General features: G+C 61.0%; 15 protein-coding genes and 1 pseudogene. 6 read left to right on the top strand and 10 right to left on the bottom strand.

What is annotated here, in order from left to right; all coding sequences use genetic code 11:
• Positions 1-116: 116 nt before the first annotated feature.
• From RDN59_RS08595 to RDN59_RS08585, 3 genes are read left to right on the top strand one after another with little or no spacing between them, the layout of a single operon-like run.
• On the top strand, positions 117-2,288 hold the full coding sequence (locus tag RDN59_RS08595) for a heavy metal translocating P-type ATPase (protein WP_308607470.1): 2,172 nt from the start codon (positions 117-119) through the stop codon (positions 2,286-2,288).
• Between the two features lie 11 nt (positions 2,289-2,299).
• A complete protein-coding gene (locus RDN59_RS08590) occupies positions 2,300-3,634 on the top strand; it encodes an MFS transporter (protein ID WP_308607469.1) in 1,335 nt (444 codons plus the stop codon).
• A gap of 28 nt (positions 3,635-3,662) precedes the next feature.
• On the top strand, positions 3,663-4,127 hold the full coding sequence (locus RDN59_RS08585; RefSeq protein WP_308607473.1) for a VanZ family protein: 465 nt from the start codon (positions 3,663-3,665) through the stop codon (positions 4,125-4,127).
• Position 4,128: 1 nt separating this feature from the next.
• On the opposite strand, the gene dnaB is transcribed toward RDN59_RS08585, so the two are convergent.
• From dnaB to RDN59_RS08545, 8 genes are all read right to left on the bottom strand, one after another.
• Positions 4,129-5,553, bottom strand: a complete 1,425-nt coding sequence (dnaB, locus tag RDN59_RS08580; RefSeq protein WP_308607468.1) for a replicative DNA helicase — start codon at positions 5,551-5,553, stop codon at positions 4,129-4,131.
• A gap of 644 nt (positions 5,554-6,197) precedes the next feature.
• Entirely contained in the window at positions 6,198-6,650 is a 453-nt protein-coding gene (rplI, locus tag RDN59_RS08575; RefSeq protein ID WP_010187895.1) for a 50S ribosomal protein L9, read from the bottom strand.
• Positions 6,651-6,696: 46 nt separating this feature from the next.
• Complete coding sequence (locus RDN59_RS08570; protein ID WP_308607467.1) at positions 6,697-7,290, bottom strand: single-stranded DNA-binding protein; 594 nt, start codon at positions 7,288-7,290, stop codon at positions 6,697-6,699.
• 51 nt (positions 7,291-7,341) lie between these two features.
• A complete protein-coding gene (rpsF, locus tag RDN59_RS08565) occupies positions 7,342-7,632 on the bottom strand; it encodes a 30S ribosomal protein S6 (protein WP_180952128.1) in 291 nt (96 codons plus the stop codon).
• A gap of 147 nt (positions 7,633-7,779) precedes the next feature.
• Entirely contained in the window at positions 7,780-7,962 is a 183-nt protein-coding gene (locus RDN59_RS08560; protein ID WP_308607466.1) for a hypothetical protein, read from the bottom strand.
• Positions 7,959-9,314, bottom strand: a complete 1,356-nt coding sequence (locus tag RDN59_RS08555; protein WP_308607472.1) for a glycosyltransferase 87 family protein — start codon at positions 9,312-9,314, stop codon at positions 7,959-7,961. The genes RDN59_RS08560 and RDN59_RS08555 overlap by 4 nt, the downstream gene beginning before the upstream one ends.
• A 63-nt stretch (positions 9,315-9,377) precedes the next feature.
• Positions 9,378-11,603 carry a transglycosylase domain-containing protein gene (locus tag RDN59_RS08550; protein ID WP_308607465.1) on the bottom strand — a complete coding sequence of 742 codons (2,226 nt, stop codon included), beginning with the start codon at positions 11,601-11,603 and terminating at the stop codon, positions 9,378-9,380.
• Positions 11,604-11,679: 76 nt separating this feature from the next.
• Positions 11,680-12,039: a DUF5318 family protein gene (locus RDN59_RS08545; protein WP_308607471.1), complete on the bottom strand. Its 360-nt coding sequence runs from the start codon at positions 12,037-12,039 to the stop codon at positions 11,680-11,682.
• A 170-nt stretch (positions 12,040-12,209) separates the two neighbouring features.
• Here RDN59_RS08545 and RDN59_RS08540 point away from each other — a divergent pair, with 170 nt between their 5' ends.
• From RDN59_RS08540 to RDN59_RS08530, 3 genes are all read left to right on the top strand, one after another.
• Positions 12,210-12,689, top strand: a complete 480-nt coding sequence (locus tag RDN59_RS08540; RefSeq protein WP_046648788.1) for a MarR family winged helix-turn-helix transcriptional regulator — start codon at positions 12,210-12,212, stop codon at positions 12,687-12,689.
• An 83-nt stretch (positions 12,690-12,772) separates the two neighbouring features.
• Entirely contained in the window at positions 12,773-13,756 is a 984-nt protein-coding gene (locus tag RDN59_RS08535) for a universal stress protein (protein WP_308607464.1), read from the top strand.
• A gap of 11 nt (positions 13,757-13,767) precedes the next feature.
• The gene (locus tag RDN59_RS08530) at positions 13,768-14,250 is read left to right on the top strand and encodes a hypothetical protein (RefSeq protein WP_070510178.1); all 483 of its coding nucleotides are present in this window, start codon (positions 13,768-13,770) and stop codon (positions 14,248-14,250) included.
• Here RDN59_RS08530 and RDN59_RS08525 read toward each other — a convergent pair.
• Both RDN59_RS08525 and RDN59_RS08520 read right to left on the bottom strand, forming a co-directional pair.
• Positions 14,247-15,176, bottom strand: coding sequence for a rhodanese-related sulfurtransferase (locus tag RDN59_RS08525; protein WP_308607463.1), 930 nt, complete (start codon positions 15,174-15,176; stop codon positions 14,247-14,249). The genes RDN59_RS08530 and RDN59_RS08525 overlap by 4 nt on opposite strands.
• 218 nt (positions 15,177-15,394) lie before the next feature.
• Positions 15,395-15,976: pseudogene (locus RDN59_RS08520) on the bottom strand (DUF1846 domain-containing protein); the annotation flags it as partial.

Below are 15,976 nucleotides of genomic sequence, written 5' to 3'. Positions count from 1 at the left end.
GCCCGCGTTATCGGGAAGCGCGCCAACAGAGTAGTAAAGCTAAATGAGGACCACATGGAAGAGGATGATGTTTTTTTTTCCAAGCAGAAGACGGCATACGAATTGGCCTAAACACCATGACAACCACCCTCACCCTCGGCATCACCGGGATGACCTGTACGTCGTGCTCCTCCCGCGTCGAGCGCAAGCTCAACAAGCTCGACAACGTTGAAGCCACGGTCAACTTCGCCACGGAATCTGCCTCCGTGAGTTATGACCCGGCAACGACGACGCCCGCCGATCTCATCGACGTCGTCGAAGGCGCGGGCTATGGAGCATTCACCATGGATGGTGAGGGAGAGGAGCCGGCCAGCACGTCAGAGGATGCTCGCGAGAGCGAGGCCTCCGACATCCTGCAGCGCACTCTGCTCTCCGCAGCACTCTCGCTGCCGGTGATGCTGCTTTCCATGGTCCCCGCCCTGCAGTTTCAGCATTGGCAGTGGGCCTGCTTGATGCTCACGACACTCGTCTACGTCATCGGCGGAGCACCCTTCCACCGGGCCACCTGGGCCAACCTCAAGCATGGCGCCGCCACGATGGATACTCTCATCACTCTGGGCACCACCGCGGCTTTCGGTTGGTCGCTCTACGCGCTCTTCTTCGGCGATGCCGGGATGCCCGGCATGACCATGCACATGACGCTACGCTCCAATGACGCGCAGATGGACCATATTTATCTCGAGTCCGTCGGCATGGTTATCACGTTCCTGCTGCTTGGACGATGGTTCGAGCTCAAAGCTAAGGGGCGCTCCTCCGAAGCACTCACCACGCTGCTGACTATGGGGGCTAAAGAAGCCACCGTGCTTCGCGACGGCACCGAAACCCGCATTCCCGCCAGCGAACTGCACGTGGACGATATCTTTGTGGTCCGGCCCGGCGAAAAGATCGCCACCGATGGCGTGGTCCTCAGCGGTCATTCCGCCGTGGATGAATCCCTGCTCACCGGCGAGTCAATGCCGGTTGAGGTTTCCCCCGGCAGCACAGTAACGGGCGCGACCATCAACGCCTCTGGTCGCCTTGAGGTGCGCGCCACCCGCGTTGGCTCCGACACCGTTTTGGCCCAGATGGGTGCGCTGGTTACTGCGGCCCAGACCTCGAAGGCCCCGGTCCAGCGCCTCGCGGACCGTATCGCCGCTGTCTTTGTCCCGATCGTCATCGGCATCGCCATCCTCGCGCTCATGGCGCACCTCTGGTTCGGCGGCGTCGCCCCGGCCTTCGTGGCCGCCGTCTCCGTCCTCATCATCGCCTGCCCGTGCGCCATGGGCTTGGCGACACCCACCGCAATCCTCGTCGGCACCGGGCGCGGCGCCGAACTGGGAATCCTCATCAAGGGCCCGGAGATTTTGGAATCGACCCGCCAGATCGACACCATCGTTCTGGACAAGACCGGCACGATCACCGAAGGCCAGATGTCGGTGGGAGCAGTCCAAGCTAAGGCAGGGCACACGCAGCAGGAAGTTCTTCGTCTCGCCGCGGCCGCAGAGCAGGGTTCCGAGCACCCCATCGCACGAGCCCTCCGCGCAGCCTACGAGGGCGAGTTACCAGCAACCGAGGGCTTCCACGAGCTTCCCGGCCAGGGAATCGAGGCAACGATTGAGGGCTCCCGGGTGCGGGTAGGCCGGCCGCCCGCGGGTTATGACGGCACCGGAACGCGGGTCGGCGTCTACGTGGTAGATGACCTGGTGGGAACCATCGAGCTACAGGATCGCATCAAGGAATCCTCGGCCGCCGCCATCGCCGCAATGCAGGAGCTCGGGCTCACACCCCACCTGCTCACCGGGGATAATGTCGGCGCCGCGCAAGCAGTGGCGCGCACGGTCGGCATCAATGAGGCTGCGGTAACCGCGGAGGTCATGCCGGCAGACAAGGTAGAGGCTATCGCTCGACTGCAGGAGCAGGGGCGGACCGTGGCGATGGTGGGCGATGGCGTCAACGACGCCGCGGCACTCGCTCAGGCAGACCTCGGAATCGCGATGGGCGCCGGAGCCGACGTGGCCATCGAAGCTTCCGATATCACGGTGATGAACAACGACCTGCGCTCGGTCGCCGAGGCAGTGCGGCTCGCGCGCGCTACCCTGCGCATCATCAAGGGCAACCTATTTTGGGCCTTCGCCTATAATATTATTCTTCTTCCTGTGGCAGCGTTTGGCCTGCTCAACCCTCTATTGGCGGGGTTGGCAATGGCTCTGAGCTCGGTCTTTGTCGTGACCAATTCTTTGCGGCTGAAAAGCTTTACCCCCGCAGAGTAAGCTTAGCCTGCATGAATCGTCTTGATCATCGCTCTATCTCACGCACGGAGAGGCTCGACCGCCTTCCCGTCACCGGAAAACACAAACGTCTCCTCTTCGGCTCCGGCATCGGCTGGGCGCTCGACGCCATGGACGTGGGCCTCATCTCCTTCATCATGGCCGCTTTGGCCGTGCACTGGGGGATCACACCGACCCAGTCCTCGTGGCTGGCGTCCGTGGGCTTCATCGGCATGGCCTTGGGCGCCACCTTCGGCGGCCTGTTGGCCGATAAATTCGGCCGCCGCCACATCTTTGCTCTGACCCTGCTGGTCTATGGCCTCGCGACGGGCGCCTCCGCCCTAGCAACAGGCCTCACGCTCCTCATCATCCTGCGCTTCTTCATTGGACTTGGCCTCGGCGCTGAGTTGCCGGTGGCCTCGACGCTGATCTCCGAGTTCGCGCCTCTCAAGGTGCGCGGGCGCATGGTGGTCTTGCTGGAAGCCTTCTGGGCCGTGGGGTGGATCCTCGCTGCGGTCATTGGAACGTTCGTCGTGGGGGCGTCGGAAAGCGGCTGGCGTTGGGCCCTGGCACTCGGCATGGTGCCCGCCCTCTACGCCCTCTATGTCCGCCTTCACTTGCCTGAATCTGTGCGCTTCCTGGAGTCGAAAGGCCGCCACGAGGAAGCAGAAGAGATCGTCGCGTCCTTTGAGACCGAGGTAGACGATGCAGACATTGACCGCACGACCCCGGCACCGACCTACTCCGAGGAAGACGTCACCGCCACCAGCATTTGGTCCAAGTCCCTGCGCGGGCGCACGCTGGCATTGTGGACCATCTGGTTCTGTGTCAATCTCTCCTACTACGGCGCCTTCATTTGGATTCCGTCGCTGCTTGTCGCGGACGGTTTCTCCCTGGTGAAGTCCTTCAGCTTCACGCTGATTATCACCCTGGCCCAGCTGCCCGGTTACGCTGCCGCGGCCTGGCTCATCGAGGTGTGGGGCCGCCGCTCTACCCTGGCCACCTTCCTCGTCGGCTCCGCCCTGTCCGCCGGGTTCTTTGGCTTCGCCAGCACTGAGGCAACGATCATCCTGGCCGGTTGCCTGCTGTCCTTCTTCAACCTGGGGGCGTGGGGTGCGCTGTACGCCATCGGCCCAGAGCTCTACCCCACCGCCCTACGCGGGCGCGGTACCGGTGCGGCCGCGGGCTTCGGCCGACTCGCCTCGATCCTGGCGCCGCTCATCGTTCCGCCGCTCATCGCTGTGGCGGGAACGGGCTGGCTCTTCGTGTTGTTTGCAGCAGCCTTCGGCCTCGCCGCTGCGGCGGCACTGACCCTGCCAGAATTCAAGGGTAGGACCCTTGCTCAATAGGGTCGCCCTTGGCGCGTGGGTCGCGGTCATGGCCGCGCTCACCACGCTTAAGCCCTTCTATCAGATTGGCTACCTCTGGAAGCCGGAGAACCAGCGGGTCCGTGACCTGCGTTTGGTGCCACTTGATGAGTTCTCCGGAGGCACCTGGTTTGGCCCGCTTTTTGAGTATGCGGGCAATACCGCCTTTTTCATTCCTTTCGGCATGCTCGTCTTCAGCCTGTGCCGATCAATCAAGGCAACGGCCGCGTGGGGATTCGCGCTGAGTTTGACACTGGAAACAGTCCAGTATGCCTTCGCGCTCGGACGCACTGATATTGATGACCTCATCTTCAATACCCTCGGCGCGCTCATCGGCGCGGCATTCGCCCGGCTGTGTGGCGAGCGCTTCTTCCCGGTGTGGCGATGGCTGGCGCTCGCCGCGGCTGCGGTCTTCCTGGTCTTGGTCATCCTCGGCCCACGGTTGGGTGACCCCAACGCCGTGGTGGACCTGTAATTTAGCCGTGCGCCATGTTGACGAACTTGGAGTAGTGCAGCTGGTGCGCTACCTTCACCGTGTCGATCGGGCCGCCACGGTGCTTGGCCAGGATGATATCCGCCTCACCGGCGCGGGGATCATCGCGGTCTTGCGAGTCTGGGCGGTAGAGCAGCATAACCATATCGGCGTCCTGCTCAAGCGAACCGGACTCACGTAGATCCGCCAGCTGGGGCTTCTTATCGGTACGGGACTCTGGGCCACGGTTCAGCTGGGAAATAGCGATGAGCGGAACTTCCAGTTCCTTGGCCAACAGCTTGAGCTGGCGCGAGAACTCCGAGACCTCTTGCTGGCGGGACTCCACCTTCTTGCCCGAAGACATCAGTTGCATATAGTCCAACACAATGAGGTCGAGCCCGTGCTGCTGCTTGAGGCGGCGGGCCTTCGAGCGGATTTCCATCATGGTGAGGTTTGGGGAATCATCGATGAATAGGGGCGCATCCTGAATGCGATTGAGGGTGTCATCGATCTTGGCCCAATCTTCCGTGGACACGCGGCCACCGCGCATATCCGACAGCTTCACTTCCGCCTCCGCTGACAATAGGCGCATGACGATCTCGGAGGCAGACATCTCCAGGGAGAAAACCACAGAGGTCTTGTTGTGCTGCAGGGAGGCCGAGCGCATGAAGTCCATGGCCAGCGTGGACTTGCCCACGCCAGGGCGGGCGGCGACGATGATCATCTGGCCGGCACGCAGGCCATTGGTCAGGTTGTCGAGGTCGATGAAACCGGTGGGCACGCCGGACTCCACGCCGTTTTGCTGCAGGGCAGCGAGCTCATCGATCGTGGGGTCGATGAGATCACTCAGCGCACGGTAATCCTCGGTCGTCTTCTTCTGCGCGACGGCGAATACTTCCTGCTGGGCACGGTCCAGCACGGACTCAATCTCCATGTCTTCGGAGCCTTGGAAGCCGAGTTGGACGACTCTCGTTCCAGCGTCCACCAGCTTGCGCAGCACCGCCTTCTCCGCCACGATCTCTGCGTAGTAGCGGGCGTTAGCCGCAGTGGGCACCGTGGCCAAGAGGGTATGCAGGTAGGGCGCGCCGCCCACGCGCTCGAGGTTGTTATATCGATCGAGGCGGGCCGCGACAATCACCGCGTCAATATCGGTGCCCGCCGCATAAAGGTCGATCATGGCCTGGTAGATGAGTGTGTGCGCAGGATAGTAAAAATCCTCCGGCTCAAGCTCCTCAATAACCTCCATGACCGTGTTCGGGCTCAGGAGCATGGCGCCGAGAACGCCCTGTTCAGCTTCACGATCCGCGGGCGGCTGGCGGAATTCACCGTAACGCTTAGGCTCCTCCTGCCGGTAGGAGCGGCGTGATTCCTCCTCTACCGGCTCCGGGAGTGGAGGAACCTGGTCATCATCAAAACTGGCATTGGTCATTGCTCATTAATCCCACCGTTCATTAATCCCACCCTGGCCGTGTCCCTGAAGTTCTCACTCTTCTCCGCGCCGGACGGCCAGGCTTCGATGCAGTGCCAAGCGGCAACCGCGCGTAGTACACAACAGTGTAGCCGAGGGTCAAGACACTACCCCTTGGGCATAACTCCCATAGTTATCCACAGAGACCTGTGGAATTCCCAGTTCAGCAAAGACATGGTGTGCAAAGCCAGAGGTCAGGGCTGTGGATAACTTTGCAGCGCTGTGACCAGCGAAGATTATTCTTGCAGGTCAAAGCCTATTTTCTGCGGTGTGAAAATAGGCACAAATCCCGTGGAAAAGTAGGGCGATTACCCCGAAATCGCCGCTACCAGCGGATTAACGCACGGCGGCATGAGTAAATTCACCGTTAACTCACCACCGAGTTATCCACAGATAATGCGAGTTATCCACAGTTTGAGTCTGACCCCAAATCTCTATCTCCACAAGCCCACAAAACGGCCTGAGGCCGTGCTTCCTCTCACCACCTCACATAGTGGGAGGAGCACGGCCTCAAGCCTTGCTGTTGTCTTAAGGTCACGCCCTGCGTACCGGCGCCGCGCCTCACACGCGGGCGGACGGAGGGTGACCGTCGTGCGCCTTAATTCTTAGGCAGCGACGACCGAGAAGTTCACCTTGCCGATAACGTCAGCGTGCAGCTTCAGCTCGACTTGGTAGTTGCCGGTCTTCTTGACCAGGCCCTTGGGCAGCACAACGATGCGCTTGTCCAGCTTCGGCCCGCCAGCGGCGGCAACGGCGTTCACGATGTCCTCAGCGGACACGGAGCCGAAGAGCTTGCCGGACTCGGAGGTCTTCACGGGGACGTTAACGTCCTTGAGCTCCTCCAGCTGGGTACGGATCTCGCGTGCGTGGTCCAGGTCGCGGATTGCGCGAGCTTCCTGGGCGCGCTTGATGCCCTCGATCTGCTTCTCAGCACCGCGGGTAGCAACGATTGCCAGGCCGCGCGGAAGCAGGTAGTTACGTCCGTAGCCGTCCTTAACCTCTACAATTTCGCCAGGGGCGCCGAGGTTCTCAACGGCAGCGGTGAGGATCAGCTTCATGATCCCTGCCTTTCAATTGAGTTAAATGAATACTTGCGTGACAGTCTTAGAACGGGGGTTCTGCGTCCGCACCGCCAAAGCTTCCCGCTTGGGGTGCAGAATTCCACGGATCGTTACTCGGAGTCGACTGCTGCTGAGACTGCTGCGGGGCAGAGGACTGGGACTGGTTTCCAGAGAACCCGCCCTGGTTTCCGGAGAAACCACCTTGGTTGCCGCCGCCGTAGTTAGCACCCCCCTGCTGCTGGCCACCGCCATAGTTGCCGCCGCCGTTGCCGGACTTACGGTTAACCTGTGCGGATGCATAACGCAGGGACGGGCCGACCTCATCGACCTCAATCTCAAAAACAGTGCGGTTCTCGCCCTCACGGGTCTGGTAAGACCGCTGGCGCAAACGGCCAGTAACGATAACGCGCATGCCCTTGGTCAGGGTCTCCGCAACGTTTTCTGCGGCTTGGCGCCACACGTTGCAGGTGAGGAACATGGCCTCGCCGTCCTCCCACTGGGAAGTCTGCTGATTATAGCGACGCGGGGTGGAGGCAACACGGAAATTTGCCACTGCGGCACCCGCCGGGGTGAAGCGCAGTTCCGGGTCGGCGACAATGTTGCCAACGACCGTAATGTTGGTATCTCCCTGAGCCATGTCTTTACTCCTTAATATCGGTTACGTGGATTGCTCGAAACCCAGTATCCGCTATTTGCTGTCGGTGCGCAGAACCTTGGTACGCAGAATGGAGTCGTTCAGGTTCAGACGGCGATCGAGTTCGAGAACGGAGTGGGATTCGCACTCCAGATCCACGACTGCGTAGATGCCCTCTTCCTTCTTGTTGATCGGGTATGCAAGACGGCGCTTGCCCCACACGTCAACCTTTTCGACTTTGCCGCCATCCTTGCGGATTGCTTCGAGGAACTTGTCTAGGGACGGGGTTACGGTGCGCTCATCCTGGTTAGGATCCAGAATGATCATGACTTCGTAGTGACGCACGGACCTCATCACCTCCTATGGTCTAGTAATTGGTATCGGCCATATCACCTTTGCGGATATGGCAGGAGGGTCTGTTGCGTCAAGCAACCCTCACACAGTACCGCACTGACCGGCGGAAAAGGAAATCCCCCATCTCCTCGGCTACCGCTAGTGGGTCGCCGCGACGAAGATCGCCGAACCAGCAGGAATCACAGTGAGGAACAAGAGAGCCAGCAGCCCCAGCACAATGGGCCAGGTGCGGTCTTGAGAGCGCTGAAACAGGTAATAGGCGCTCAACACGCAAAGGAAGCCCAGCGTGATGGAGACAATGCCCACAATCGTGATAGTCATCGCGCAAAATCCCCCGCCAACGGGTCCCTGCCGCCATGAGCGGCGCGGACCTTATCCTCAGACTTGCCCCACATCTGGCGGATGATGAGCACACCGATGGCAATGATGAAGCTATCGCGCGTCAGCACCGCGATATCGAGCATCTCGTGCGGCAGACCCTTGTTTTCCGAGCCGAGCATGTGCCAGGTAAGGATGGGCCAGAGGAGGGCGTCGGCAAGCGCCCAGCTAAAGATGAGCCTCCACCGCGGAAGCGCAAGGAGTGCCGGAACGACCAGCCACAGCGAGTACTGCGGGGACCACACCTTGTTGAAGATCAGGAAGGCCATAATGATGAGATAGATCATTTCGGCCACTCGCGACGCACGCGGCGCCCTAAGCCCCAGGATGGCAATCGCTCCGCAGCTCACCAGGAACGCCACGAGCGAGAAAGTGTTGAGGAATTCGGGCTCAAAGCTCACACCTGCCACGCGGCTCAAAAGCGCATAGATCGTGGTCCACTCCGCACCGCGTTCTTGATTGAGCCGGAAGAATTCGCGCCAGGCCTCGGGGTAGGCGAGCGCCACGGGAAGGTTCACCACGAGCCACGAGGCAATGGTGGCGACCAGCATCTTGAGGAAAGGAGCCCACCGCTTGTGGCGAATGGCCAACACCAGAAACGCGCCCAAGATAAACAGGGGCCACAGCTTGAATGCCGTCCCGAGCCCGATAAGAATGCCGGCGAGCCAGTTCTTGCGCTTCTTCACGGCGAGAAGGGCGCCCACCATGAACGCTACCGACGGGATGTCCCAGTTGGTGAAGGCGTGAATGACCACGAGCGGGCTGGCCGCCATGAGAACAGTATCCCATGCCCGGTTGCCCGTGAGCTGGAACACCATGACCACGGTGCCGACCCACACGAGGGACAAGATGAGCGTGGTCAGCCCGAAGTACCAGCTGACCTCGGCCATACCAATCCACTCGACGGCCGGATACGTGGTGCGCGCCAGCCAGCCGACGACGCCCTGGAACAGACCCGCCAGAACGGGGTATTCCATGTAGCGCGTGAGGTCTCCCTCCACCCAGGAGTAGGCATAGGGAAAGCCAGGTTGGTCCAAGCCACGCCCGCCATAGAGCGGCACGATGTCGTTATAACAAAAGGACGTGTACTGGCGGTTGCCATCCCAGTTCAGGCTGATGAGGCCGTCCTCGCCTCGGCGGCTGCCCGCGCAGGTTGCCTTACTCAAGAACCCAAACGCCAGGAACGTCCACGCCAGCGTGATGATGACGCGCAGCGGCGTCCACCAACCAGAGTGGGCCGAGCGGGCGAATCGCCCCGTCGGCCCGCCGAGGGCATCGATGGCGCCACGGGTCATCGATTCGGATGAGAGTGGGACAAGCTGCGAAGAAGTGTGATGGCTCACCGGGGGTTCAATCTCCTATTGGCCAAGCAATTGGTCGAGGCCATCTCCATTAAGAATGTCATCGAGTGAAGGTACTTCAGGATTAGCGGGTTGCTCAGGCTGCTCAGGCTGCGCCGGCTGCTCTGGGCTACTGTCCTGACCCTCCTCGGGGTGCTCGCCATCCTCGGCAGGTGCTTCCTCTTCACCCTCGGTGCTGTCGCTCTCCGGGCTCGCCGGCGTCTGGTTCCACGTGGTGGTCTGGCTCGGATCATAGACATATCCCGAGCCCCAGCTGCCGACGCCGTAGTGAATCGGGTAGGCCTGCGGGAAGGGCTGCTGCTCCACGTTGGCCAACGAGTTATCCAGGATGGATTTCCAAATCTTCGTCGGAGCGCCCGCGCCGTACATCCTGCCGCCCCACTCGTTAAAGATGGCGGAGGTGTTATCGGCGGTACCTACCCACACTGCTGTGGCCAGCTGCGGGGTGGAGCCCACCATCCAGGCGTCCTTGTTCAGGCCGGTATCACCGAGCTGGGTAGTACCGGTCTTGGACGCCGACGGGCGCCCGCCCGCCAGCGCACCATTCGACCATGCAGCAATCGGCTGCATCGCAGAAATAACGTTATTAGCCACGTTGGCGGACACGCGGCGCTCACCGCCATCGGTCGGGTTCTCATAGAGGACTTCGCCGGCCGTGTTTTCCACCTTTTCCACGAAGTGCGTCTGGTGCCACACTCCCTGGTTGGTCAACGTCGCCATGGCGGTTGCCATGTCGAGCGGGCGGGACTGGTACTGGCCCAGCACGACACCCTCGTACGGCGTGCCACCGTTCTCCGTCAGCGTCTTCTCAATCCCCGGCAGGCTGCGCGCAACACCCAGTGCGTGCGCCATGTCAGCGGTGTCTTGCATCTTGTTTTCCAGGTCATCCTGGAGGCGCAGGAAGGAGGTGTTGTAGGAGTTCTTCAGCGCCTCAGCGATGGTGCAGCTGCCGCAGCCGCCACCCACGTTAGTCACGGTCTGCGAACCGGGCAGCTGGTACGGCGCGGAGGAGTAATACGTATTGAGGTCGATGCCCTGCTGAAGAGCTGCGGCCAGTGCCATGATCTTAAAGGTCGAGCCGGTCTGCAGCGGCGAGTTGGCATAGTCCCAGCCATTAGAGTCATCGCCGCCGAAGTAGCCGCGTACAGCGCCCGTGGCGGGGTCAATGGTCACGGCGGCGGCGCGGGCGTCCTCTTGCAGCACAGCAAGCTGTGCGTGAGCGGCGTCGGTCGACGCGTTCTGCACGGTCATGTCAATGGTGGTGGTCACCTTGAGACCGCCAGTGGCCAGCTGGTCCTCGGTAATCCCCACGCGCGCCAACTCGTCGATGACCTGGTTCTTGATGTGCCCATAGGCGCCCGGCGCTTCAGTGTAGGCAGAATACTCAGACGGATCGCGGGTCTCCGGGAAGACGAGCTGATCGCGTTCAGACTGTTCCAAGTCACCCATCTCAACGAGGCCATCCATGACGTAGTTCCAGCGAGCTTGGGACCGTTCCTCATCTACCCACGGATCAAGGACGGACGGGGACTGGATAACAGCCGCCAGCAGCGCGCCTTCTTCCTTAGTGAGGTCCTTGGCGTCCTTATTAAAGTACGCATTGGACGCAGCCTCGATGCCATACGCATTGCGGCCGAAATAGACCGTGTTGAGGTAGGCGTTGAGGATGTCCTCCTTGGACCATTCGTTGGTCATCTTCACCGAGTAGATGAGCTCACGGATCTTGCGGACGTAGGAGTACTCGTCACCAACGAGAGTATTCTTCACATACTGCTGAGTAATCGTCGAGCCACCACCGGCGGAAGCATCACCGGTGAGCTTGCCCAAGACGGCACGTCCCAGACCTGTAAAGGAAAAGCCCGAATTGGTCCAGAACTCGCGGTCCTCGGCCGCGAGGACAGAATCCTCAACGTAATCCGGGATCTCATCCAGGGTTACTTGGCGGCGGTTGCCCTCCGGCGGAACTAGCTTGGCCAGCTGGGTTTCGCCGTCGCCGGCGACAATCGTGGAAATCTGGCTCGGCTGCAGCTCCTTGGGCTCGGGGACGTCGTATTGCGTATACGCGTATCCAAAGAGTAAGGCGGGGATGCCGACAATTACGAATAAGACAGCGAGCACGATCCACGGCCAGCGGCGTGTGCGGCCGGACGAACGCCTACTCCTGTGCGAGGTGCTCTTCTTGCGATTACCTGACTTTCGCCCGGAGGTTTCCTTCTCGGTCACTAATCCGTGTCCTCATCAATCCTGTACAGTAACTGTAAATACATGCAGCTTACCGGCGTGAACTGGGAAGCCAAAACTACCTTCGAGCATAGACCGTGGCCGCTCGAAGCAGATGATTCCAGCGGCATGCCGAGCACACTTCCACGAAATGCACTGTAAACTCCAGCCCCTCGGCCGCCATTTCTGCAATTTCCGCCGCGCTGCGCGCGCTTCCCGCACGGCGCTTTAAAGAGTCGCCGTAAACCCAGCGGGTCAGTCGCAGCTCTTCTCCGCACACTGGGCACGGCTTCTGCATGTCAACGCCGTGATGCTCCGCCGCCGCGCGGAGAAGAAAATCAGCATCACACAGTTCTTCGCGCTTCACTTTCCCCGCGCGAAGCTCGCGCAGATGCTGCGCGCGCTCCCATTCATAGGAGACTTCGTTGCGGTAGACCACTTCTGGCCTTGTCTTTGCAGACTCTGCCTTGGACGGAGAATTCACGCCGGACAGTGTAGTGCGGGCAGCGTCAACAATCTAGACTCCTCCTGGCCACTTCGCGACGCAAAACCTAATTCTTTAGTCAGCTAACTACCGACGAAGGCGGTTTGTAGCTACACTTATTTTCCATGAGTGAAGAAACTATCGAATCCCCGATCCCTTACGAGGACGCCCTGGACGTCGCCCGCCAGATCCAGCCCGCGCTCAATAAGCTCATGCTCATCTTCCAGCGCACAACGGAGGGCACGTCCCTAACCACCTCACAGGTCTCCATCATGAATCAGCTGCGCCTGCGTGGCCCCTCCCGCGTCAGCACCATCGCCCAAGCAGAGCTAATCCGGATGCCCACCGCGTCCAATGCGCTGTACCAATTGGAGCGCCAGGGCTTCGTGGAACGGCACCGCGATGAAAAGGACCGCCGCGGTGTTCTCGTCGCTCTGACCCAGCTCGGCGAATCCGAGCTGACCATCGTCTCTCGCCAGCGAGCGGCAGCTTTGGCCGAGATACTGCGCTGGCTTGAACCGGAAGACATCAAGGACGCCAATTCTTTGGTCAACCTGATTTCCAAACTCGCGGATGTGTACCGCCCCACCATGGACGGAAAATAGACCAAAAAGCGCCGGTAGAACAGATTTTATTTTAAAGCGTGAAGGGTCGATAATGAAGGAAACGACCCCGATCCTTTTGATGAATGGCTAAGAAATCTTCACATCCCGAGGAAGGACAGTCCTCGTCGGAGGACCGTATCCTGCCGCTTCGCGTACTCGTCTCGTGGAGCCCGAGCTCCACGGGCACCGAGGCCATCGAGTTTGCCGCATGGCTCGCGCGTTCTACGCCCGTTCAGATCCGGGTGGTTTCCACGATTTCGCAACCCCTCACCGTGACGTCGCTCAGCAAGCTCAGCGGCTCCTATAAGAAGTGGTTCAAAACGGAGCGCGCGACCTGCGAACGCGCCGTTAAGCAGGCCTTGGACGCAGCCGGGGTGGCCAAGGCCCAGCTCGATAAGAACGTCTCCGTTCTCATCGCAGGACCGTCCCGCCCGCAGCTGCTGGAGCAGGCAGCTACGGATTTCAACGCGCACGTCATCCTCCTCGGGGCCAACCAGTCCGCGCCCAAGGGCCGTTTCTTCTCCGGTTCTACCGCCGATGCGCTGCTGCACTACTCGCCGCTTCCCGTGGGTCTCACCCCGCGCGGTATCAAGCTGTCCAAGCACGGAGTGACGCGCATCAATTTCGCCTTCACCGAACTTGGCCGCGCCGACGATCCCGCCCTCCGGCACGCGGCATGCATTGCGCAGCGCGGCGGTATTCCCTTGCGTATCCTGGCGTTTTCCGCCAAGGGTCTGGTCGACGTCCCCCTCGAATACTCCCCCACTTTTCCTTCCGACGCCCCCAATTGGCGCGAGCACTCGCTCTCGTTGTTGGACCGCGCCCACGATTTCATCGCAGAGGCCTTCCCGGAGATCTCCGTCACGACGGACATCGGCAGCGGTCACGGCTGGTCCGGCGCGGTGGATTCGCTCAAGTGGAAGAAGGGCGACCTGCTCTGCTTGGGTTCCTCCCCCATGGGGCCGATCGAGCGCGTCTTCATCGGTAGCACCGCCACCGAACTTCTCCCCCACGTGGGAGTGCCAGTCCTAGTCTGCCCGAGCACCTATGACGCCGAAGCACGTTAGACTTGCACAGCATGGCAGCAGAGCACCCCGAAAATGATCTCACGTCCGACGCGGACTATACCAACCTGCCTCGCCCCGAGCCCCGCAGCTTTGATGAGCTTGCCGATGAGCCCGATCCCCTCGCCGTCGCCGAGGCCAACCGCCGCTCCTCGCGCCAGGCGCTGTGGTTTATGGTGGCTATCCTTGTGAGCTCGGCGCTGTACGCGCTCCTCCTCGCTGGATTCTTCAGGTTCTTCGGAACCACGACCGACTGCCTTCAGGCCGAATACGCCGCTTGGCTCTGCACGAGGACCCAGCGCACCGTGTTCGCCACGACGACGCTGATCATTCCCTTCATCGGCATGATCGGCTGCGCCGTCATCATGGTGCGCAAACTCAAGGCCTATGTGCGCTGGCGCGGCTGGATGGCCATCTTCTGGGTCATGGCCGGCAACTTCATGATCTGGTGCATCAACGATATCCAGATCCTGCTGGCCCCGGTGCTTGAAAACTAACCCTGCGCTTGGGCGGCAGCCACCTCGGCGCAGTCCGGCCGCCCACAGTGCTGGGTTTCCACATGCTGGATGCAATCATCGCAGATGAGCACCTGCTTGCGGCACGTGTCCTCATTAATGCAGTTATGGAACGTATTGGTTCCCGCCCCGCAATGCACGCAGTGGCCCAGCTGAATGAAGCCCGGATCCTCTAGGCCCTGGCCAAACTCGTGGTGCATGCGCTTGTCAAAGACGTACATCGAGCCTTCCCACAGGCCATCGTTGCCGTACTTCTCGCCATAGCGAACAATGCCGCCGTCAATCTGATAAACCTCGTTAAAGCCGCGGTTCTTCATCAGCGCGGAGAGGATTTCGCACCGGATGCCGCCCGTGCAATAGGAGACCACGGGCTTGTCCTTCATCCAGTCATACTTGCCAGACTCGAGTTCGGCGATGAAGTCGTGGGTCGTGCGCACATCCGGCACTACGGCATTTTTGAATTTGCCGATTTCCGCTTCCATGGCGTTGCGGCCATCGAAGAAGACGACCTCCTCACCGCGCTCCTCCACCAACTTGTTGACCTCTTCGGGCTTGAGGTGGACACCACCGCCGATGACGCCGTTTTCATCCACCTTGAGCTCGCCCGGCGCGCCGAAGGCCACAATTTCATCGCGCACCTTGACCGACAGGCGCGGGAAGTCTTCCGCTCCGCCCTCGGACCATTTGAACTCCATCTTCTTGAAGCCTGGGTACTCGCGGGTTTCGCGCACGTAGCGCTTACACGCATCCATGTCCCCGCCCACGGTGCCGTTAATGCCGTGCTCCGAGATGAGGATGCGGCCCTTGAGCCCGAGCTTCTCGCACAGGGATCGCTGCCACAGCATGATCGCGGTGGGGTCCTCGATGGGAGTAAAGCAGTAGTAGAGGAGAATCTTGCCAATAGTCACGCCCGCAAGTCTAGGCCTGCTAGTGGCAAGATCCCCAATCTTTTGGGCCCAGCGCTGCAACCTCTTTTAGTCCAAAGCCCCAGACCTCGATCCCGAAACTCCCTGGGTGGTGGGGCGTCGCCAAGCGCTTGGCGACGCCCACCCCCTGCAGGTTGCGGGTTTCAGGTCTGGGGGAATGCCAACAGAGGTGACGCTCCCCTCCAATGTCCGGGAGAAGCTTAGCGCTTCTGGTACAGCGCGCTCTTGCGGGCAAAGACCGGATCAGAGGTCACGAGCACGCCGAGGTTGCGGAAGATACCTTCATCCACAGAGCCCAGGATGGTGGTGGTGTGGACGTCGCAGCCCTGCAGTTCCTTCAGTGCATCGAGCGCGCGGCGGGCGTTCTCGTCCTTCGCCGCAGAGACAGAGAGCGCAATGAGGACCTCGTCGGTGTGCAGGCGCGGGTTCTGGGAACCCAGGTGCTTCGTCTTCAGCGTTTGGATGGGCTCGATGGATTCCGGGGACAACAAGTGCAGCTCATCATCGATGCCAGCGAGGTGCTTGAGCGCATTGAGCAGCGCGGCTGCGGAGCAGCCCAGCAACGGGGAGGTGCGGCCCGAGATGATGGTGCCGTCGTGAAGCTGCAGCGCGGCTGCCGGGCCGTCGGTCTCCTCCGCTTTCTCACGCGCCGGGAGCACCACCGGACGGTCGGTGGACTTGATACCGGCCTTCGCCATGACCACGGCGGCGCGCTCGGATTGCGTGGTGTCGAGGCCGTTGCGGGCTTCCTCCACCAGGGTCTTGAAGTAGCGGCGGATGAT

Source organism: uncultured Corynebacterium sp., from assembly GCF_902489365.1.
Classification (GTDB): Bacteria; Actinomycetota; Actinomycetes; order Mycobacteriales; family Mycobacteriaceae; genus Corynebacterium.
This window is presented reverse-complemented; position numbering and strand designations above follow the sequence as displayed.